17 protein-coding genes are annotated in these 19,796 nt (G+C 60.6%); 1 reads left to right on the forward strand and 16 read right to left on the reverse strand.

Annotated features, from left to right (window positions below; all coding sequences use genetic code 11):
- Positions 1-2 precede the first annotated feature (2 nt).
- The 11 genes from K419_RS0101580 to K419_RS0101630 form a co-directional block, all read right to left on the reverse strand.
- Positions 3-869, reverse strand: coding sequence for a 3-hydroxyacyl-CoA dehydrogenase family protein (locus K419_RS0101580; RefSeq protein ID WP_026840026.1), 867 nt, complete (start codon positions 867-869; stop codon positions 3-5).
- A gap of 59 nt (positions 870-928) precedes the next feature.
- On the reverse strand, positions 929-1,711 hold the full coding sequence (locus tag K419_RS0101585) for an enoyl-CoA hydratase/isomerase family protein (RefSeq protein ID WP_026840027.1): 783 nt from the start codon (positions 1,709-1,711) through the stop codon (positions 929-931).
- Positions 1,712-1,928: 217 nt separating this feature from the next.
- Complete coding sequence (locus K419_RS0101590) at positions 1,929-3,119, reverse strand: thiolase family protein (protein WP_026840028.1); 1,191 nt, start codon at positions 3,117-3,119, stop codon at positions 1,929-1,931.
- Positions 3,120-3,161: 42 nt separating this feature from the next.
- The gene (locus K419_RS0101595) at positions 3,162-5,255 is read right to left on the reverse strand and encodes an acetate--CoA ligase family protein (RefSeq protein WP_026840029.1); all 2,094 of its coding nucleotides are present in this window, start codon (positions 5,253-5,255) and stop codon (positions 3,162-3,164) included.
- Complete coding sequence (locus tag K419_RS0101600; RefSeq protein WP_026840030.1) at positions 5,252-6,499, reverse strand: 2-hydroxyacyl-CoA dehydratase subunit D; 1,248 nt, start codon at positions 6,497-6,499, stop codon at positions 5,252-5,254. The genes K419_RS0101595 and K419_RS0101600 overlap by 4 nt, the downstream gene beginning before the upstream one ends.
- The gene (locus tag K419_RS0101605; RefSeq protein ID WP_026840031.1) at positions 6,496-7,314 is read right to left on the reverse strand and encodes an acyl-CoA dehydratase activase; all 819 of its coding nucleotides are present in this window, start codon (positions 7,312-7,314) and stop codon (positions 6,496-6,498) included. The genes K419_RS0101600 and K419_RS0101605 overlap by 4 nt, the downstream gene beginning before the upstream one ends.
- Before the next feature lie 408 nt (positions 7,315-7,722).
- Positions 7,723-9,717, reverse strand: a complete 1,995-nt coding sequence (locus tag K419_RS0101610) for a sigma 54-interacting transcriptional regulator (RefSeq protein WP_026840032.1) — start codon at positions 9,715-9,717, stop codon at positions 7,723-7,725.
- A gap of 133 nt (positions 9,718-9,850) precedes the next feature.
- Positions 9,851-10,972 carry a radical SAM protein gene (locus tag K419_RS0101615; protein ID WP_026840033.1) on the reverse strand — a complete coding sequence of 374 codons (1,122 nt, stop codon included), beginning with the start codon at positions 10,970-10,972 and terminating at the stop codon, positions 9,851-9,853.
- A gap of 22 nt (positions 10,973-10,994) precedes the next feature.
- Positions 10,995-12,173 carry a vWA domain-containing protein gene (locus tag K419_RS0101620; protein WP_026840034.1) on the reverse strand — a complete coding sequence of 393 codons (1,179 nt, stop codon included), beginning with the start codon at positions 12,171-12,173 and terminating at the stop codon, positions 10,995-10,997.
- Positions 12,174-12,177: 4 nt separating this feature from the next.
- Positions 12,178-13,026, reverse strand: a complete 849-nt coding sequence (locus K419_RS0101625) for an AAA family ATPase (RefSeq protein WP_026840035.1) — start codon at positions 13,024-13,026, stop codon at positions 12,178-12,180.
- A 78-nt stretch (positions 13,027-13,104) separates the two neighbouring features.
- Positions 13,105-13,878: an IclR family transcriptional regulator gene (locus K419_RS0101630; RefSeq protein ID WP_026840036.1), complete on the reverse strand. Its 774-nt coding sequence runs from the start codon at positions 13,876-13,878 to the stop codon at positions 13,105-13,107.
- Between the two features lie 678 nt (positions 13,879-14,556).
- On the opposite strand from K419_RS0101630, the gene K419_RS0101635 reads away from it, so the two are divergent.
- Positions 14,557-14,991, forward strand: coding sequence for a transcriptional regulator (locus tag K419_RS0101635; RefSeq protein ID WP_026840037.1), 435 nt, complete (start codon positions 14,557-14,559; stop codon positions 14,989-14,991).
- Positions 14,992-15,719: 728 nt separating this feature from the next.
- Here the strand turns inward: K419_RS0101635 and K419_RS0101640 are convergent.
- The 5 genes from K419_RS0101640 to K419_RS0101660 form a co-directional block, all read right to left on the reverse strand.
- The gene (locus K419_RS0101640) at positions 15,720-17,801 is read right to left on the reverse strand and encodes a heavy metal translocating P-type ATPase (RefSeq protein WP_026840038.1); all 2,082 of its coding nucleotides are present in this window, start codon (positions 17,799-17,801) and stop codon (positions 15,720-15,722) included.
- Complete coding sequence (locus tag K419_RS22685) at positions 17,798-18,277, reverse strand: heavy-metal-associated domain-containing protein (RefSeq protein ID WP_051292827.1); 480 nt, start codon at positions 18,275-18,277, stop codon at positions 17,798-17,800. Before K419_RS22685 ends, K419_RS0101640 begins: the two co-directional genes overlap by 4 nt.
- Positions 18,278-18,290: 13 nt before the next feature.
- Positions 18,291-18,515, reverse strand: coding sequence for a hypothetical protein (locus K419_RS0101650; RefSeq protein ID WP_026840039.1), 225 nt, complete (start codon positions 18,513-18,515; stop codon positions 18,291-18,293).
- Between the two features lies 1 nt (position 18,516).
- Entirely contained in the window at positions 18,517-18,858 is a 342-nt protein-coding gene (locus K419_RS0101655) for a hypothetical protein (RefSeq protein WP_226377606.1), read from the reverse strand.
- A gap of 358 nt (positions 18,859-19,216) precedes the next feature.
- Positions 19,217-19,603, reverse strand: coding sequence for an HMA2 domain-containing protein (locus tag K419_RS0101660; RefSeq protein ID WP_026840041.1), 387 nt, complete (start codon positions 19,601-19,603; stop codon positions 19,217-19,219).
- Positions 19,604-19,796: the final 193 nt, after the last annotated feature.

Here is a 19,796-nt window from a genome sequence, read left to right on the forward strand (position 1 = left end):
TTTCAGCTCGCCGGGTACTCGTAGAACCCTCGTCCCGCTTTTCGGCCCAGGTAGCCCGCCTTGATCATGTTGCGCAAGAGCCCCGGGGGGGCGAAGCGCTCCTGCTTCAGGTACTCGTGGAAGATGTTGGTGACGTGGTAGCCGATGTCGACCCCGGCGAAGTCCTGGAATTCGAGCGGCCCCATGGGCATGTTGCAGCCGAGCTTCATGGCGGTGTCGATGTCCTCGGCAGACGCCACCCCTTCTTCGAGCAGCCGGACCGCGTCGATGATGTAGGGGACGAAGAGGCGGTTCACCACGAAACCCGGCGTGTCCTTGCAGGTGATGGAGGTCTTGCCGAGCGCTTTGGACATGGCGAGGGCGAGGTTCTTGGTCGCCTCAGCCGTCTGCAGCGCGGGAATCACCTCGACCAGCTTCATCACCGGCACCGGGTTGAAGAAGTGCATTCCGACGAAATTCGCCGGATTTTTCACCAGGGCCGCCATCTCGGTGATGGAGATGGAAGAGGTGTTGGTGGCGTAGATGGTGTCGTCGCCGCAGACCGCGTCGAGTTTGGCGAAGAGTTCCTTCTTCACCCCGATGTCCTCGAACACCGCCTCGAAGATGAAGGGAATCCCTTTGAAGCTCGCCACATCGGTGGAGAAACTGATCCGCCCCAGGGTCTCCTCCATCTGGGCTTCCGTCATGCTCCCCTTCTTGACGATCCGCTCCAGGCTCTTGACGATGGTCTTTCTGGCGCGGTCGCACGCCCCCTCGCCGGTGTCCACCACCTGCACCTTGAGCCCCGCCATCGCCGCCACCTGGGCGATTCCCGCCCCCATGCTGCCGGCGCCCGCCATTCCCACTGTCCTGATATCCTCGAAGTTCATGCGTATCCTCCTTTTTGCAATCGTGGTGAGCTGTCTCGATATCGAAAGTCGCGTGGACGCTATCTGCTTAAAAAGTTTGGTTTTCTCTTCTCGCCGAAGGCGGTGAGCCCTTCCTTCGCGTCGTGGGTGAGCAGGTTCGCCAGGCCGTATTTGCGCTCAACCGCCAGCGCCTGCTCCATGGGGAGGTCCACCGCTTCGTTGACCGCCACCTTGATGAAGCCGAGCGCCTTGCCGGCGCCGGAGGCAAGGCGGTGGGCGAATTCCATCACCTCGTCGAGGAAGCTCTCAGCCGGGATCACCCGGTCCACGAGCCCAATGGCGAGCGCCTCATCGGGCCCCATCACCTTGCCCCACAAAAGGATGTCTTTCGCCTTGGCAAGCCCCACCAGGCGCGGCAGCCGCTGGGTCCCCCCCGCGCCCGGCACGATGCCGAGCCCCGCCTCCGGAAGGCCGATCAACGCCTTCCCTGCCGCCATGAAGCGGTAGTCGCACGCCATGGCGAGTTCGCACCCCCCTCCCAGGGCATGGCCGTTGATGGCGGCGATGACCACCTTCTTCATCCGGTCGAGGGTGTTGTTGGCGTCCTGCAAAAGCTTCGAGAAGGCCTCGGATTCGGCCTGCCCCATGGCGGACATCTCCTTGATGTCGGCGCCGGCGATGAAAGCCTTCTCCAGCGCGCTGGTGATGACCACCACGTTCACGTCGTCCATCCCCTCCGCCTCGGTGAAGGCCTTGAGCAGCTCCTCGCCGAAGCCGCGACTGAGCGGGTTGGTGGGGGGACGGTTCAAGCTGATGGTGAGGACCCGGTCTTCCCGGTTCATATTGAGGAACTGATAGCCCATGGTTTCGCTCCCTTTGAAAATGGTTGATGGCTTCGGGCGGGGGCGGAAGGGACTGGCTCCGTAGGTGCCTGTCCCTCTGGCGGAACGCTCCATTCCGCCCAGCCAGCTCACCCGCCCGCTGGATACCAGGATTATGTTGACCCTTGTGGCGTCTGTCTCCCCTCCCCCACAGGGGGAGGGGACGCGAGGCTCCCCGGAATTCCCTGAAGAACCTTTTCTAATTGACCTTCAAAACGAGTGACGCCGCGGTGTCGCCTGCCGCGCAGCCGGAGAAGAGGAGGTAGCCTCCCCCCTTCTGGGCAAGTTCCTCGATCCCCTCGACGATGAGCCTCGCTCCGGTGGCGGCCTGCGGATGGCCGAAGATGAGCGAGGAGCCGTAGTTGTTCATGTTGTCGAGATCGAGCCCCATCACCTTGGCCATGACGATGTCGTTCGCGGCGAAGGGGTTGTGGGTCTTCACCGCGCCCAGGTCGGATGCCTTGATCCCCGCCTCGGCGAGCGCCATCTGCGCCGACGGGGCCACGGCCGCGGCCATGTGCGCCTTCTTGGTCCGGGCGAATCCGAAGGAGAGCAACTGCACCTCGACGCCGGGGTCCGCGGAAAGCTCCCTCGCCTTCTCCCGCGTGGTGACGCAGATCCCCGCGTTGCCGTCGGCCGGGTGGGTCTGGGCGCCGAAGGTGTGCACGCCGCCGGGGAGGACCGGGTTCAGGGAGGCAAGCCCTTCCCTGGTGCTGGTGACCACCCCCTCGTCCGCCTCCAGGAGGATGGATTTCTTCTTGGAGAGCTGCACCTGGGCCGGGAACAGATACCTCTTCTGGAACTCGCGGTCGTTGGCGAGGGAATCGAGGTACTGCTCCTGGCGCCTTAGCGTGAGTGCGTCGCACTCCTCCCGGGTCACCCCGTACTCCTTGGCCACGTTTTCCGCGGTCTGGATCATGGCGTCGCCGGCCCAGGGGTCCCTGCCGAAGTTGTCCATGACCCAGTCCTCGGCGATCTGCTGGCCGCCGGGGCCCGCGGGGTTGGGCCAGGCGGCGTGGGGGCCGTTGGAGAGGCGGTCGGCCATGAGGCACCAGCTGTTCTCGAACATCCCGGTCTCCACCCCCATACCCGCCTGATAGATGGAAAAGGTGGAGGTGGAGCAGGCCTGGCTCACCAGGATGCCGGGGGTGGCTTCGGCCCCCATCAGCGCCGCGGCCCACGGCCCGCTGTAGAACCACTGCTTCTGGTACACGGTGCTCCCCACCAGCAGGTACTCGATGCTCTTGGGGTCCCACCCCTTGCTCTCGAAAAACCTCTTGGAAGTGGCGGCGCCAAAGACGATGGAGTGTTCGTTGGCGAGGGTCCCCTGCCACTTGGCGAAGGGGGTGCTGTAGTAACCGCGGTAGGGTATGTACGCTTTCTTAAGCATCGAAGTTCCTCCTGTTGGTTTATTGTTGGCCGTCGGTGCGGATCAGATCCTGATCCTGCCGTCGACGGCAAAGGCCCCTTTTTCAAACGCCATGACCGGGTTCAGGTCCATCTCGCGGATCATGGGGAGATCGCTCAAAAGCTGGGAGACGCGCTCGATCAACTCGGTGACCGCCTCCCGGTCGATACCCTTCTCGCCGCGCACGCCGTTAAGGAGCGCCGCGGTCTTGATGGAGGAAAGCATCTCCCCCGCCTCCACCCGGGTCACCGGGGAAATCTTGAAGGAGACGTCCTTCAGCACCTCCACGTAGATCCCCCCCAGGCCGAACATCACCAGGTGCCCGAGCCCGGGCTGTTCGGTGGCGCCGACGATCAGCTCGCGCCCCCCGGGGAGGAATTTCTGCACCAGGAACCTGAGTTTCCCGAAGCTCGAAAGCTGCTCCTGCATCGACTCGACCGCGGCGGCGACGGCGGCTCCGTCCTTCAGGTTGACGGCCACCCCCCCCATGTCGCTTTTGTGGTCGATCTCCTCGCAGTCGACCTTCACCACCACCGGGTAGCCGACCGCTTCCGCCGCGGCGGCCGCCTCGGCGGCGCTTCCCGCCATCCGCCACGGCGCCACCGGGATGCCGTAGGCCTCGAAGATGGAATAGACGTCGGTCGCGGAGAGTACCTGGCGCCCCTCCTTGCGCGCCTGGTCGACGACCGCCTGGGCCCGCGCCGCATCCACGCCGCCGCGCTTTTCCGGGCGGCCGATGTCGCGCCGGCGCAGGCGCCCGTACTGGGCCAGCGCCCCCAGGGCCTTGGCGGCGTCCGAGGGGTTCGCGTAGATCGGCACCCCACCTTCTTTGAGGATGTCCCTCGTTTTCCGGAAACGCTCCTGGCTCAGGTCGGTCATGAAGTTGCAGACGATCGGCTTTTTGGCCAGCCGGTTCACCTCCACTATCTGCCGGGCCACCTCGTCTGTGTCGGTGAAGGGGGCGGTGACGAAGTTGATGAAGATGCTGTCAATCCCCTCCTCGGAAAGGAACAGGTCGAGCGCGCCGCGAAACTGCGCCCCGCCTGCCGTCGCCACCACGTCGATCGGGTTCTCCAGGGCCGCCTCCGGGAGCTGGCTCGGCCTCAAGCGCTCGATGGACTCCGCGGAGAGTTTCGGTACGTCCAGCCCGCAGGAGACCAGGACGTCCGTGGCTATGACGGCCGGTCCGCCGGTGTTGGTGATGATCCCCACCCGGTTCCCCTTGGGTATCGGCTGGGTGGCGAAGGCCATGGCGGCTCTGGCCATCTCCCCCTCGTCGATGAAGGAGAGGATGCCGGTCTTCTCGAAGATGAACTCGGTGGCGATGTCGACCCCGGCCAGCGAACCGGTGTGCGAGGAGGCGGCCTTCGCCCCCTGTTCGGTGCGCCCGGCCTTCATGGCGAGGATCGGTTTCTTCGCCGCGACCTCGCGTGCTACCGCCAGGAATTCGCCCGGGTTCGGGAACCCTTCGGTGTAAAGGACCACCGCCTTGGTAGCCTCGTCCTCGCCGTAGTAGCTGAGGATCTCGGTCACGGAGATGTCGCAGGCGTTGCCGTTGGAGGCGTAGAAACGCTGCCCCACCCCGAGATCCGCGAGCGCCTGCATGATGAGCGCCCCTACGCCGCCGCTCAGCGCCACCACCGAGACGTGCCCCGGCTCGGGAAAGGTGAAGGTGAAGTTGCAGTACGCCTTCAGCGCCGGGTCGGAATTGATGATCCCCTGGCAGTTGGGGCCGAAGACCCGCACCCCGAACTCCTTGCCGCGGCGCAGGAAATCGTCCTGCAGCTGCGCCCCCTCCTCCCCCAGCTCGCAGAAACCGGCCGAGTTGATGATGACCGCCTTGATCCCCTTCCTGCCGCACTCCTCGATGGTCTGCGGCACGAACTGGCTGGGGATGATGACGTGGGCCAGATCGACTTGGTCGGGAATCTCGTCGAGCGTCTTGTAGGCCTTAAGGCCGCAGACCTCGGGCGCGTTGGGGTTCAGCGGATAGATCTTCCCGCGGTAGCCGTAGCGCTGCAGGTTGCGGATGATGACGTTCCCTATGGAGAGTTCCTTGGTGGAGGCGCCGACGATCGCGACGGCCTTGGGCTTGAAAAGTGAATCCAGCATGGTCATTTCCCCTCCTCGAGTTGTTCGATGAATGCTTCCACGTTGGTTTTGGTCTGTTCGTCGGAGACGCAGCGCATGTCGTTGAGATCGCCGGAGATGACGAGGTACGGCAGCCCCGTCTCCGCCTCCAGGCGCTGCGGCATGCCGTAGCGGCTGTTGGAGTTGTAGGGGCAGGTTTTGGCGTCGTGGTAGACGATCCCGTCGATACGGAATTTCTTCGTCATATCGGCCAGGTAGCGCTCCTTGTAGGCGTCGGAGCGGACGATAAAGAGCTCCAGGTACGCCTTGGCCATGCTGCGCAGCGGCTCTTCCGCGTCGAAGGAGGGGAAGATCCAGCTGGAGCAGTAGGTGGAGGCGACCACGTTGGCCCTAAGCCCCGCGAAGAGCTCGGAGTGCGGCCTGAGGCGCCCCCACACCGGCATGCCGTCCCAGTAGATGCGGAATTGCTCGCCGGCGACCGCCGCCTCCCGCGTAGCCTTTCTCTGCTCCAACTCGGCCAGGAGCACCCGGTAGTACTCGACCGCCTGCGGTGTCCCCCGGAGCACCACGGCCGGCCCCATGTGGATGGTCCCGTCGAAGAAGGTGAGCGGCGCGGGGACCGCTGTGGCCGTCTCCAGGACCTCTTTCCAGAGCTCGGTGCAGTCGCGCGAAAGAGCTACCACTTCCTTCAGCCGCGCGAGGTCGAGGGGCGCGCCGGTGATCTCCTCCAGCACCGGGACCAGCGCCTCCAGCTGCCTCGTCACGTCATCCACGTGGGCGTCGGTCACCTCGTTCACGTTCTTAGGCGAGGTGATGCCGATGCACGGTACCCCCAGCTCCCGGGCGTACCAGGCGAACCAGTCCTGCACGTCGCGGCACTGGTTGGTGTTGTAGACCAGCACGTCGGGCTTGGGGACCGCCGCTATGCCGGGGTAGGCCTTGGCGAGCGGGGTGAACCCTTTGAGATAGGCGCCGAGATCGGAGGTGAGGTAGGAGCAGATGTCGGGCGAGTACCCTATGGCGTTCGCCTCCGGGATCAGGTCGGTGGCAAGGCGCGTCGCTCCCAGCATGGCGGCGTGATTTTCCGGGAAGTGCACGGCAAAGCCCATGGCCCTCAGGAGTTCGGCGGGGCCTACGCTCGTGCACCAGGCGACCTTGCGGCTGCCGCTTGCGGACGCCTGGTTCAGGTCCAGGAAGTAATCGGCCATGATCCTGTTCATGAGGCTCGTGGCCTCTATCTTCTTCCTTGCCGGCTTGGCTTCTTCTTTCATTTCACCCTCCTTAGCAGCGGTTGCGATACGGCGGCGGCTTCTCCCGCCCTGGCGTAGAGCGCGGCGCCGACGGCGCCTGCCAGTTGCGGGAGTTTGGGGAGGAGCACCTCGCGCCCGATCAGCTCCTCCGTCATGCGGACCAGGTACGGGTTGTGCGCCACCACCCCACCCGTCATGACCACCCGGTCGGTGAGCGAATCCATCTCCAGGACCCTCTTGATGACCGAGTAGAAGATCCCCTTGACGATGTCGCTCACCTTTTTGCCGTGCCGGATGCTTTCCAGGACCTCGGTGCCGGAGAAGACCGTGCAGTAGCTTCCCAGTTTGACCATCTCCTCCGACTGCCGGGCCAGGTCGTTCATTTCCTCCAGGGGGATGTCGAGACGCCCGGCCATTTCCTCCAGGAAGGCGCCGGTGCCGGCCGCGCACTTGCGGTTCATCTTGAAGCTGCTCCGCCTGCCGGCAGCGTCCAGCTTGACGATCTTGTTGTCCTGCCCGCCGATGTCGATGATGGATAGCGCCCCGGGGAAGTAATGGCTGCATCCTCTGGCCAGGCACCCGATCTCCGTCTTGCTGGTCTTCGTGACGAAGGGGACGTTGGCCCTGCCGTACCCCGTCGCCACCGCCCGCTCCACGTGGGACCGCGTGGCCCCCGCCATCTTCAGCGAGATATCGAGGCACGCCGACGCGGTCCGGCCGAAATCGGTGCCCGATTTCTTCACCGCGTACCCGATCAGGGCGCCGTCTGCATCCATGACGGCGACCTTCGTCCTTGACGCACCTATGTCGAGTCCGACAAAAACAGGCTTGCTCATATCTCCCGGCTCCTTTTACCGGCCCCGAAACCGCCGAATTAGTAAACTGGTGTTATACATCAAACATGCCAAGGAATATTTTATTCGAGTCGACACGTGCAAGTTATCAATATAATTGATTAAAATTCATCACGCATCAGCTGACGCTGTTTTATTAAATTCGCGGACAGCGGCGATATTTCGTCGGGGGATTTCGAGGAAGGGCTTTGCAGTACCCCCGAAGGGGCGACAAGCGGCGTGAAAAGGGGAGGATTACCGGGGTTCTGATGCAGGCAAGCGAGGGGAGACGATATTTCGTACAGGAGACGATATTTCGTCGGGGTGAAGCAGCGTTCAAGGGAGGTTTGTCTCCCCTCGCCCTCTGGGAGAGGGGCGGGGGTGAGGGGGTGGGGGCAGGTGAAGAAGTGATCAGCGTGTTGGTTTCTCTGCAGCGGGGGGCGGTTCGAGCGTTCCGTTCTTTCTTTTGACGCCGAGCTTCTTGATCCGGGAATGCAGCGTGGTGGGTTTCATGTCGAGAATTTCGGCCGCGCCACCCTTGCCGCGGATGCGCCACCCCGTCTTTTCCAGTATGAAGCCTATATGCTTTCTTTCCGCGGCTTCCATCGTCATCGGCTCGTTTGCGGTCGCGCCGGATCCGTCCTGGATGGCGACCACAAGGGTGCCGCCGTTACTGAGGATCATGGCCCGTTCCACGAGGTTTCTCAGCTCCCTTATGTTTCCCGGCCACCGGTACCGCTCCATGATCTCCATGTTTTTCCTGGGAATGCGCTCGATGGTCTTGCCGAAAACCTTGGAGAACTCCTCCACCATCGCCCATACCAGCAGCGGTATGTCCTCCTGCCGGTCGCGCAGCGGGGGGACGAAAATAGGGAAGACGTTGAGCCTGTAATATAGGTCCTCCCGGAATTTTCCTTCCTTCACTGCCTGCGCCAGGCTCACGTTGGTCGCGGCGATCACCCTCACATCCGCCTTGACCGGCTTCGGGTTTCCCAGGCGCTCGAATTGCCCCTCCTGGATGACCCGCAGCAGCTTCGACTGCAGCTCCAGGGGGAGTTCCCCTATCTCGTCCAGGAAGATGGTGGAGCCGTTTGCCGCCTCGAAGCGCCCGATCTGGGAGGAGACGGCTCCGGTATAGGCCCCTTTTTCATGACCGAACAGCTCCGCCTCGATGAGGGCTGCCGGCAGTGCGGCGCAGTTCACCTTGATCATGGCGCGGGCCTTGCGCTGGCCGGCGTTGTGGATCGCCCTCGCTATCAGTTCCTTGCCGGTGCCGGTTTCGCCCAGGATGAGCACGGTGGAATCGGTGGCCGCCACCTGCTGTATCTGCTGCAGCACGTTGCGTATTGCTTCCGATTTGCCGATGATCTCCTCGTGCTTGTATTCCACGTCGATCTGATCGCGCAGATAGACGTTTTCCGCCTCCAAGCGGTCCTTCAGCTGCCGTATTTCCGCAAGGGCGTTCTGGATTTTCTGGTCGGCCCATTTGCGCTCGAGGGCGTTGGCGAAAACCTCCCATAAAAGGCGGAGCCTCTGAGTCAGTTCGTCGGGCCACTCTTTCTTGACGCTGTAGGAAACGAAGGTGATGGCGCCGACTATGGTGCCGCCGACGCTGGCGGGAATGAACATGATGGACTTGATGCCGCCCTGGTCCTTGCAATACTGCTTTTCCCTCCAGAACCTGTCCGACAGTTCCTCAACGTCGGAGACGCGGAAGATCTCCCCAAGCTGGATCATGTCCATCCATATCGGGATCAGGTTCACCAGTTCTGTCGGGGGTGGCTTGACGCCGGGAAGTGCGTAGGAATGGGTGATGCGCAGACGGCTGCGATCAGGGGTGAAGTACCAGATACTGCTTCTTTCGAAACCGAGAAAATTGACGACCTTTTGCAGACCTTTTTCTATCTTTCGATCCACCTCGCTCACCGGCACGTTGATGAAGGCGGAGGAGAGGTTGGAGAGGAAAGCCTCTACCTGCAGCCGCTCTGTCTGCAGGCTCTGCCTTAGCTTCACCTCGGTTATGTCCTGAACCACCAGGCCACAGCGGGTCACGGAACCGTCGCTCTCCTTTAGGGGATAAGAGCAGATCAACCAGGATCTCTCCTGGGGGTCGCCCGGTTTCGACAGCCGTATCTCAAGGTCGACGAAGGAATGATCCTCATGGATGGTCCGGTTCAGCAACGGCTCCACCACCAGAGCGACGAAGCGGTCGATCTCCCTTATGGTCTTCCCCAGATGCTCTTTTGGGGGCACGGCGTTGATCGCTGCCATCCGGTCGTTGACGTAGATGTAGCGCAGGTCGCAGTCTATGATGGAAACACCGAACTGGGCCTGACCGAACAGCTGTTCCAAATTGCTGAATTTACCTAGGAAAAACTCCGCAGCAGGATCGCTCGACAAGGCCATGGCGTCACCGTATTCATTAAAATGAAAATGTGTACAGGATAATAGCACATCGTTTTAAAATATGCATCAACGAACGACAGGAACATTAAGGGAATCCGGAGCGGCAAGCGCATCGCAACGCGCTTCGCCCGAGCTACCCGTAGATGCCCCTTCGCAGCCTGTCCTGCATCAACTCGTGCATCCGCTCATCGACGTTGGAGGCCGTGATTCCCGATTGCCTGCAGATCTTGCGCACCGGCTCGACCTGCTCCGGGCGCGTCAGATCGTCCAGGCGCTGCAGATGCCCCGTCCTCTTCCCGACCTGGAACAGCATCCGCTCTTCCGGCTCCAACTCCAGGAACCTCCTTGGGACCGCGACCAGGCGCTCCTTGCCTGAGGGCAAAGCGCCGTTTATCTCCTGAAACAGGTTGAAGGCATGGTCGCTTCTCACCGCGCTGGCGATACCGTCGAGGTTTTCCAGGAAGGTGCCGATCTCCCGGGCCAAAACCGCGTCCGGCGCGAAGCGGAAGCTCTTGTCCGAGCTTCCCGGGAAGAGGTCGATCCCTTCCCGGATGTGCAGGTTCCTGAAGCGGATGAAGTCGGGATTGATCCTGTTGATCACCTCGGCGCTCTCCTCGGCATGCTCGCGGGAAAGCTCGGTGCCGCCCAGCCCCGCGAGGAAGTATTCGGAGAGCTCGATTCCCGCCCCCTTCACATTGAGCCCGGCTTGAACCTGCCCCTCTTTGTCCACCCCTTTGCGCACAAGCCTTAGCAGCGTTTCCGAACCGGTCTCCATCCCCACGTGGATCCTGTTCAGCCCCGCCGCGGCCAACTCCCTCAGGGCTGCGTCAGGGGTACGGGCGAGGCTCTCGGAGCGGGCATAGCAGGTGATCCTCTTCACCCCGGGGAACCTCTCCTTAAGGTGGTTGAGAATCCGCGCCAGGTTTTCGGGACGGTAGGTGAAGCAGTCGGCATCCTGCAAAAAGACCGATTGCATCCCGGAGCAATACCAGCTCCAGGCCGCCAGCACCCCCTGGTGGTCCCCCCGCAGGTTCTGCGGCGGCACGCCTTGAGCGATGTTTGTGATCAAATGGTAAATGGTGTCGATGTCGCGGATGACGTCCTCGACCGGACGGATGGAGAACTTCTGTTTCTTGTAGATGGAGCAGAAGGTGCAGCGGTTCCAGGGGCAGTTCCGGTTCACCCGGATCAGGAGGCTGTCTGCTTCGCTGGGTGGGCGGATCGGGCCCTGCTCGAATCCGTTGTATGACGGCATGGGAAACTCCTCAAGGTGGCGTTTACCTGTTCAACAACTCGACCGCCTCCCCTACCCCGTCCAGGGTCAGGGGGAACATGCGCTCCCCCATCAACTGCCGGATGAGGCTCACCGACCGGGTCCATTCCCACTCCCGCTGCGGCGCCGGGTTCAGCCAGACCGCGCGCGGGTACTGGGTCAAAAGCCGGTTAAGCCAGGTCGATCCCGGCTCATCGTTGTCGTGCTCCACGCTTCCGCCGGGCCACTCGATCTCGTAGGGGCCCATGGTCGCGTCTCCTACGAGGATCAGCTTCCAGTCCGGGCCGAACTGGTGGATCAGGTCGAAGGTGGGGAGGTGATGCTGACGGCGGCGCAGGTTGTCGCGCCACACCTTTTCGTAGACGCAGTTGTGGAAGTAGAAATGCTCCAGGTGCTTGAATTCGCTGCGGGTCGCGCAAAAGAGCTGCTCGCACTGCTCCACGTGGGGGTCCATCGAGCCTCCCACGTCCAGAAGCAGGAGCACCTTCACCTTGTTGTGCCGCTCCGGGACCATGCGCAGATCGAGATAGCCGGCGTTGTTGGCGGTGGCGCGAATGGTTCCCGGGAGATCCAGCTCTTCCCTCGCCCCCTCGCGGGCAAAATCGCGCACCCGGCGCAGGGCCATCTTCATGTTGCGGGTCCCGAGCTCCACCGAGCCGTCGAGGTTTCTAAACTCCCGCTTGTCCCACACCTTCACCGCCCGCCGGTGGCGCGACTCCGCCTGGCCGATCCGTATCCCCTCCGGGTTGTAGCCGTAGGCGCCGAAGGGCGAGGTGCCGCCGGTGCCGACCCACTTGCTCCCCCCCTGGTGCCGCTCCTTCTGCTCGGCAAGCCTTTGCCTCAGGGTCTCCAGGAGCTTGTCCAGCCCGCCCAGAGCCTGGATCTGCCGCTTTTCCTCCTCCGAGAGGAACTTCTCCTTGATCTTTCTCAGCCACTCCTCGGGGATCTGCGCGAAGAGATCGTCCCCACCGAGCGTCGCCCCCGCGAAAAACTCCATGAAGACCCGGTCGAACTTGTCGAAGTGGGCCTCGCTCTTCACCAGGATCAGGCGCGCCAGGAAGTAGAACTCCTCGGCGCTGCCGAAGGCGAGCCTTTTTTTGAGCGCCTCCAAAAGGGTCAGGAACTCGTTCAGCGTCACCGGTACGCCCGCGCGCTTGAGCCCGAGGAAGAAGTCGATCAGCATCGCCTCAGGTCCTGAAGCCCAGCCCCGAGCGCCGGGGCTGCCCCTGGAAGAGCTGCAGGTCCTGCTCGTTTTTGAGAAGCGCCCCGTGCAAGGGGGGGATCTGCCTCTCACTTCCCGCTTTCTGCAGCGCCTGCGGCGAAACCCCTTCCGCGACCAGTATCTTCAGCCAGTCGAGGAGCTCCGAAGTCGATGGTTTCTTCTTCAGCCCCGGCATCTCCCTCACCCCGAGGAACACCTCCAGGGCCTCCTTCACCAGGGCCCGGTTCAGGCCGGGGTAGTGCACCGAGACGATGCTCTCCAGCGTCTCCCGGTCCGGGAAACGGATGTAATGAAAAAAGCAGCGGCGCAAGAACGCGTCCGGGAGCTCCTTTTCGTTGTTGCTGGTGATGATGATCGCAGGGCGATGCTTCGCCTGCACCAGCTCCTTGGTCTCGTAGACGTAGAACTCCATCCGGTCCAGCTCGCGCAAAAGGTCGTTCGGGAATTCGATATCCGCCTTGTCCACCTCGTCGATGAGAAGCACCGCCTGCCGTTCCGACTCGAACGCCTCCCAGAGCTTCCCCTTCACGATGTAGTTCCCTATCTCGTGCACCCGCGCATCGCCAAGCTGCGAGTCGCGCAGGCGCGAGACCGCGTCGTACTCGTAGAGCCCCTGCTGGGCCTTCGTGCTCGACTTGATGTGCCACTGGAAGAGCGGCTTGTCCAAAGCCCGCGCCACCTCCTCCGCCAGCATGGTCTTGCCGGTGCCCGGCTCCCCCTTCACCAGCAGCGGGCGCCCCAGCACCATGGCCGAATTGACCGCAAGCTTCAAGTCGTCCGTGGCTATATAGGATTCGGTTCCGTTGAATTTCATGTCGCTAATCCCCTGTAATTTCTTTCCGTTAGCCGCAAAGACGCCCCTAGCCCCCAGCCCCTAGTCCCCGGCATCGCTTTAATAGCCGAGTGCTGCGGAGATATCCGCTGCCCCCTGTTTCAAAAGCGGCACAAGCTCCTGCTCGATCCGTTCCCGATGAAAGCGCTGCGAGGGTCCGAGCATGCTCACCGCTCCGATGACGCGCGAGGTGTAATCGCGGATGGGGGCGCCGACGCTGGTCACACCAAGGTTCAATTCCTCCGACTCCACCGCGTACCCCTGCCGGGCGATCTCCCGCAGTTGGTCCTTCCAGCTCTCCGCGTCGGTGATGGTGTGCGGCGTGTGTTTTTCAAACTTGTTGTTCGAGGTGTACTTGGCGATCGCCTCATCGGCAAAATGCGCCATGAACGACTTCCCCGGCGCGGTGCAGTAGGCGGGAAGCTGCACGCCTAAGGCCGGCATGACCCGCAGGTTATGGTCGCACTCCACCGAGTCGAGGTTTATCACGCTGAAGTCCGACATGATGGAGACGCAGGTTGTCTCGTTGCACTCGCGCACCAACCGCTCCATAACTGTCCGAGCCCCCCCAAGTCCCCGCTGCCGGAGAGCTTTCTGGGCTAGTTCCACCGTCATGAAGCCCAATTGGTAGCGCTCCGTTACCGGGTCCTTGGAGACGTAGTTACGCAGCTGCAGTGTGGCCAGCAATCGGAAGATGTTGTTCTTAGGCAGCTTGAGGCGCCGGCTCAGCTCCGTCAGACCGATCTCGTGGTCCTCCAGGAGGAACTGCTCCAGAACGTCCAGCGCGCGGCTGACGCTTCGGTTGTAGTTCGTGCTTTTCTTACCGGTTTTCATGATCCGCTTCCTCCGGGCTTCCTCCCGGGCTCGCAGGAATTTCAGCTTCCCGCACTTCATTATAGTATTGGAGTACCTAATTACCATAAATAAAACAGCATGTCAAACCAGATAAGTTAAGGGCGTAACTCCGCGTGAAAAAAATGGTGTCGAGATCATTGTCCCCGAGCCGCGCGAAGAGCCATCTACTCTTCGCGCCCCCTGAGGTAGTAGCCCCTGGAGAAGTGTCCCGCTGCCTCGACAGCCCCGGCGACGTTCCCGAAATCGTTGAGGAGTGCGAGCTGAAGACAGGTTCGTACGTAGCGGAAAACAAGCTTGATCGGGGGGCGGCTTTAATTTAGAGTGCGTTAAGCATTTCTGAGAACAGCAGGAGACTGTGGAACCCCTTGGAGATCAGCTTGAAGCCTGCCGGTGCCAAGCGATACACGCTGACAACTGTAAGACGGTTTTCCCAGGGCCAGTTCGCGCTATGGAGATGTAGGAAAGCACGAGCTCGAAGTCCCGAACGCACTCAGCTATGTAGTACGTCCAGAAACAGAAGTTACTTATATAAGGAACCAGCCCCGGTATCCTATATAGGAAACTAGTTTCTTATATAGGATACCGGTTACCTATATAAGAAGCTTTTCTAACTGGTCAATAACATCGTTATACCCATCAAGATAAAGGGGGAATATCATGGGTTGGATTGCTGACTTGCTTAAAGAAATTCCGAGTGCTGCGCGATACAAAGCGGAGCTTGAAGAGATGGAAAAGGAGAATATCGCGCTTAAACAGAAGGTATCTACGCTTGAGACGACAGCAGAAAATCTGAGGCAAGAAGTACAAAGGCGAGACGACCTAATTCAAAAATATGAATCTCATAAAAATCTCCTTGACGACACGAAGTTAGAAGTATTGAAACTGCTATTTAAACAACCAAAACTTCAAACAGAACAAGTAGCTCAATCCCTCAACATGGAATCGCAACTAATAGAATTTCATCTTGCTGAACTGAAGAAAGCCAAAAAAGTCAAACAAGAAGCCTTACCCTCAAAAACCATATATACACCTATCGGATGGTCATTAGATCAAGAGGGTACGCGCTATCTCCTTGAAAATAAACTGGTATAACTCTCGGGTGGTGCCGTCAAGCGGCACACCCTCGTGCACGTTGAACGACAAGAACCGAATGAAGAAATCAAACATATTACAAATCATCCTTTCAGCCGCTGAATTCTTCTTCGTGGCTGTTTTTCTTGTGTCCTGCTGCGCAATCAGATAGGGCACTCGACAAATCCGGAATCGGCGACCCGGAAAAGTTTACTTACTGGGACAGGTACGCTGGTCTCAGCATCAAATATTTTGTACTGCTGTGGGTAGCTGCCGTTATTCTCGCGCTCGTGTTCAGGCGACAGAAGCATTACCCTACGGCAAAAGCATACTGGAGAGCGCTGCTTCCTGATGTTTTGCTGCCCCCATTGGTCCTTGTCCTTGGCTGGATCATCATCCTCATCTAACAAAACAAAGAGAAAACATGAAAAAAAGCTTAGGGGACGATTTTGCCCTTGACCGACAGCCTTTTAATGGGTGACCCCCAGGCCGGCCGTAGGCTTCGTTGAAGAAAGATCCTGCAAAACTCAAGGATGTTGCGAAACACCTCTCAGGAACGCAGCTAACGGAGTGCTAAGACTAACTTCACGATGAGTGTGGGAAGAGTAAACTTGGAAGAGAGGGTATTGAGGAATATTGCCCTGTGAGTATTTTGCCGGTGGTCACTGGCGATTCATACTCAAACGTCTGGAGCCTGAGGATCAAGCATGCGCCCCGGCCCTGGAAAGGCCGGGGGCCCGCAGGGCGCATCAGCCGCCATGATTTACAGCTTTGCGTAACGGCTTCAAGGACCTGAGCCCAACGACAATAGTGCTCATGTTGTGGATAGTGGCGGAAAAAACAGGGGGAGCGGCACCGGTTACCGCTAACAACAGCGCCGCTGAATTGACTGCGACTATGGTGCGGAAATTATGCTCGACAAGGCTCATCGCTTCCCTGCTGACGGCTTGAGCGGTCAGGATGTCCTCCAGGGTGCCGTCCATGAGCAGGACGTCGCAGGCCTCGCGGGCGATGTCGGCGCCATGGCGCATGGAGATCCCCACGTCGGCTTGCGAGAGCGCCGGCGAGTCGTTGATTCCGTCACCCACCATGGCCACGGTATAGCCTTGCGCCTGCAGCTCCTTGACTACCTCCACTTTACGGTCCGGCAGGGCCTGGGCGTGGTAGTCGTCTATGCCGATGCTCGCCGCGATGGTCCGCGCCGTGGCCTCGTTGTCTCCCGTCAGCATGACCACCTTCTTGATCCCGCTCTCCTTCAGGCTGGCGACGAACTTCGGAGCGTCCTGGCGCAAAGGATCGTGAATCGCGATCAAACCCGCCAACTCCCCCCCGACTGCCACGTACAGGACCGAATGCCCTTTCTGCGCAAAATCGAGGATGTATGGCTCTCCTGCCGAAACGTCGACCCCCTCGTCCTCGTGCACGAAGTGCCGGCTCCCGACGACGATCCTCTTCCCCTCCAGCCGGGAAGCTATGCCGTGGGCCAGGATGTACTCGGCCTCGGCATGCTCTTCCAGATGGGAGAGCCCTTCCTCCGCCGCGCGGCGCACCACGGCGCTCGCGACCGGGTGGGGGAAATGCTCCTCCACGCAGGCCGCCTGTTTCAGCACGTACTCCCTCTCGAAGCCGTTCAGGCTCACCACGTCGGCCACCTCCGGGGTTGCCTCGGTAAGGGTCCCGGTCTTGTCCAGCACGAACGCGTCTGCACGGGCAAGCTTCTCCAGGTACTTCCCCCCCTTGATGAGCACCCGGTGCCGCGCCGAGCGAGCAAGCGAGGTGAGGATGGCCAGGGGCGTGGAAAGCTTGATGGCGCAGGAATAGTCGACGAGCAGCACGGCCGCGGAGCGGGAAAGACTGCCGGTGACCAGGAAGGTAAGGCCGCTCAAAAGGAAAGAATACGGGACGATGCGATCCGCCATCTCCTCGCTCTTGCTCTGGCTTTCAGCCTTGGCCACCTCCGCCGCCTCGATGGTCTTCACCACGCGGGCGGCGCGGGTTTGATCGCCGACCTGCGTCGCCTGGATCCGGAGGCTCCCTTCCTCGATAGCGGTGCCTGCGTAGACGGTGACTCCTTTTCTCTTCGCGACCGGGAGCCCCTCGCCGGTAAGGCTCGACTGGTTCACCAGCGCTTCGCCGTCGAGCACCGTACCGTCGACCGGGATCAGTCCCCCCATCCGGACGATCACCGTGTCTCCCTCCACCACTTCCTCCAGCGAAACCAGGACCTCTCCCTCTTCCCTCACCACCCAGGCCCACTCGTCGCCGGTGTGGAACATGTCGGAGATAAGGCGCCTCGATTCCCCGCGGGTCCATTCCTCCAGATAATCGCCGACCTTGAGCAGGGTCACAATCACGGACGCGGTGAAGAACTCGCGGGTGACCACGGCGGCGCCGATGGCGGAGGCGTCCAGCAGATCGACGTTCATCTCTTTCCGCCGCAGGGCAAAGAGCCCCTTCTTGAGGTAGGGAAGTGCGCCGTAGACGGCCAGCACCGGCCGGATCGGGGGAGGTATCAGGGGGCGGGCAAGAAGCATGACTCCCGCGCGTAGCGCCGTCTTTTTCTTTTGTTCCAGCTCCGTCGGCGGCTTTGGTCCACGCGAGGAAGGGATGGGCGCGGCGGCCACCCGCTCCAGGATCGCGCTGCGGGTGGCCTTCTTGCGGTCGTAGCACACCAGCAAGGTGGCGGTCCTGGGAGAAAAGGAAGCCCGCTCGACTCCGGCTAGGTCCCTGAACTGGGCCTCCACCAGGCAGTGGTCCACTGGCGGGAACTTGGGGAGGACAAGGGCGACCCTGAGCCTTCCGGGTATGTCTTGTATTACGCTGTGATTCATGCGAACATCTGCCCTCGTCTCTGGTAGAGGTGGTCTCCGAAAAGGGCAAGGAACACGATCCCGGTCAGGACGTGCAGTTTTTTGAAATGGATGATGGCCGCGCCTACACTCAGGGCGAGTGCGGCGAGCATCCCGTAGTTGACCACCCTCCTGCGCAGCGCGGGGAGGATGGAAAGAGACATCCCCCGCGAAAAGGGAAAATGTCTCGATGTAGCTCCACCGGCTTCAGCTTCTGCGGAAGGTGGCGCCTCCTGCGGCGAATCGAGCAGCTCGGAGATGCGCTTGAGTATCTGCTCCGCCGCCGCCAGCGCCGCGTCGTAGAAAACCAGCAGGCTGCCCACCCGCGTGTTGGCTTCCGCGCTGGTCACACCCGGAGTTGCAATAAGCGCTTCCGTAACCCGCGACAGGAGCGGTTGCTTTTTCAGCCCTTCGTCCCTGACCCTCACCCGTCCATTTAGAAGACTTGCAACGACCATGGCTACCTCCGTTTCACGTCCTTCTCCGCTTCGCTACCCTCTTTTCCGGTTCATCGCTCGTGGCGAGCTCCGAGAGCATCTGCTCCAAACGCGAAAGGCTTGCCTCCGTGTCCTGCTTCTCTGAAACCCTGGAGACAAGGTAAGCCCCCCCCAGGGCAACCCCGGCGCCGAGCGTTACTTTCAGGGCGTTGCCGAGATAACCCATCCCCTTGCGCATTCCGTTGCTTTTGTTTTCCATGCTACCCCTCCCCCTGCTCAGTCTTCATCTTGGCAAGCTTTTCCTCAACCATCTTCTCTATCTTTTCCAGGACATCTTTCTCCCGGCGAACCGAGTCCGCTGTGGCCGCCACGTTGGAATGGTACTGATGCACCCCTTCGGCCACGATGTCTTCCACGTCCTCCTTCACCTTCTCAGCTTTGCCAGCCATCCACTCCTTGAAAGCGTACCCCTCGCGCACAGCCCCCACGGCCGCGGGGCGTACCTTGGAGGAGACTTTGCCAAGCCCCAGCGCGGCGAGAGCTCCAAGCGCCCCCCCTGCCACCAGCCAGAGGTCCCGTTTCTTCAAATGCAAGCCGTCCATGACACCCTCCACTTTTTCTTTACCAGATTCCATATTCTGCTCCTCCCTCTCTTCCTCGTGATTTTTGGACTCATCCTTAGTGCGCTTCTCTGTCTCATGGTGCTCTGGCTCATGGTGCTCTGACTCATGGTGCTTCTTGTGCTCTTTATGCTGCAAATGTTCCTTGTGCTCATTGCGTTCGCTGCTTGCCATCACGCACCTCCAATGGACTTAGCCACTGACAGTTCATCGCAAAATTCGCACAACTCTATCTCAGTGTTTTGCTGTGTCAAGGAGGAAATATGGAGTGATATGAGTATTTTGAGTTGCGAAGCGGGTTTTCTGCCGGTAGGAGGTTCGACTGATTCTCCGATCTGGTTTACTTGCGGAATGCAGTTGCTGCAGGAAGAAGAAAATCAAGCGGAGCGGGAAGAAACGCGTGAAGGGCCATCTCCATAACGAAGTGGCCTACTGAGGATTCATTGCGGTCAGAGGAAATACGCCGCAACTGAGCCAGATCACCGTTCTCTTTGTGCAGGGACACTGTTTGAAGAGAGCTCGTCAGATGCCCTTCTATCTCAGTTCGGGAGACAGCAGCCTCGTCGAACCGAACAAGCACTCGCCCGGTTCTGTGACTTGCCGACACCTCGCTCACGCCAGGCAGCGAACGCATGCTCTCTTCCAGCAGCTCGCATACCTTGCCGCGACCTGTGAGACAGTTTGCTTCGAAACGTAACCTTCCCGGCAAAACACTAAGCGGCGCCATCGGATTCCCTCCTGACAAGCAGATGCTTCTGATCCAGACCTGAAACAGAGATGTGTCAATTTGAAAGTGATTATTACAATCCAGCCTCTCTGATGTCAAGCAGTTTTGACAATCGGTTTCAAATTGTTTCCTTATGACCGCAGTGGGTCGCATCGAGCATAGAGAAACAACTTGATTGTTAGCAGAGGCTTAA

It is taken from the genome of Citrifermentans bremense R1 (assembly GCF_000426865.1).
In the GTDB taxonomy this organism is placed as follows: domain Bacteria; phylum Desulfobacterota; class Desulfuromonadia; order Geobacterales; family Geobacteraceae; genus Geomonas; species Geomonas bremensis.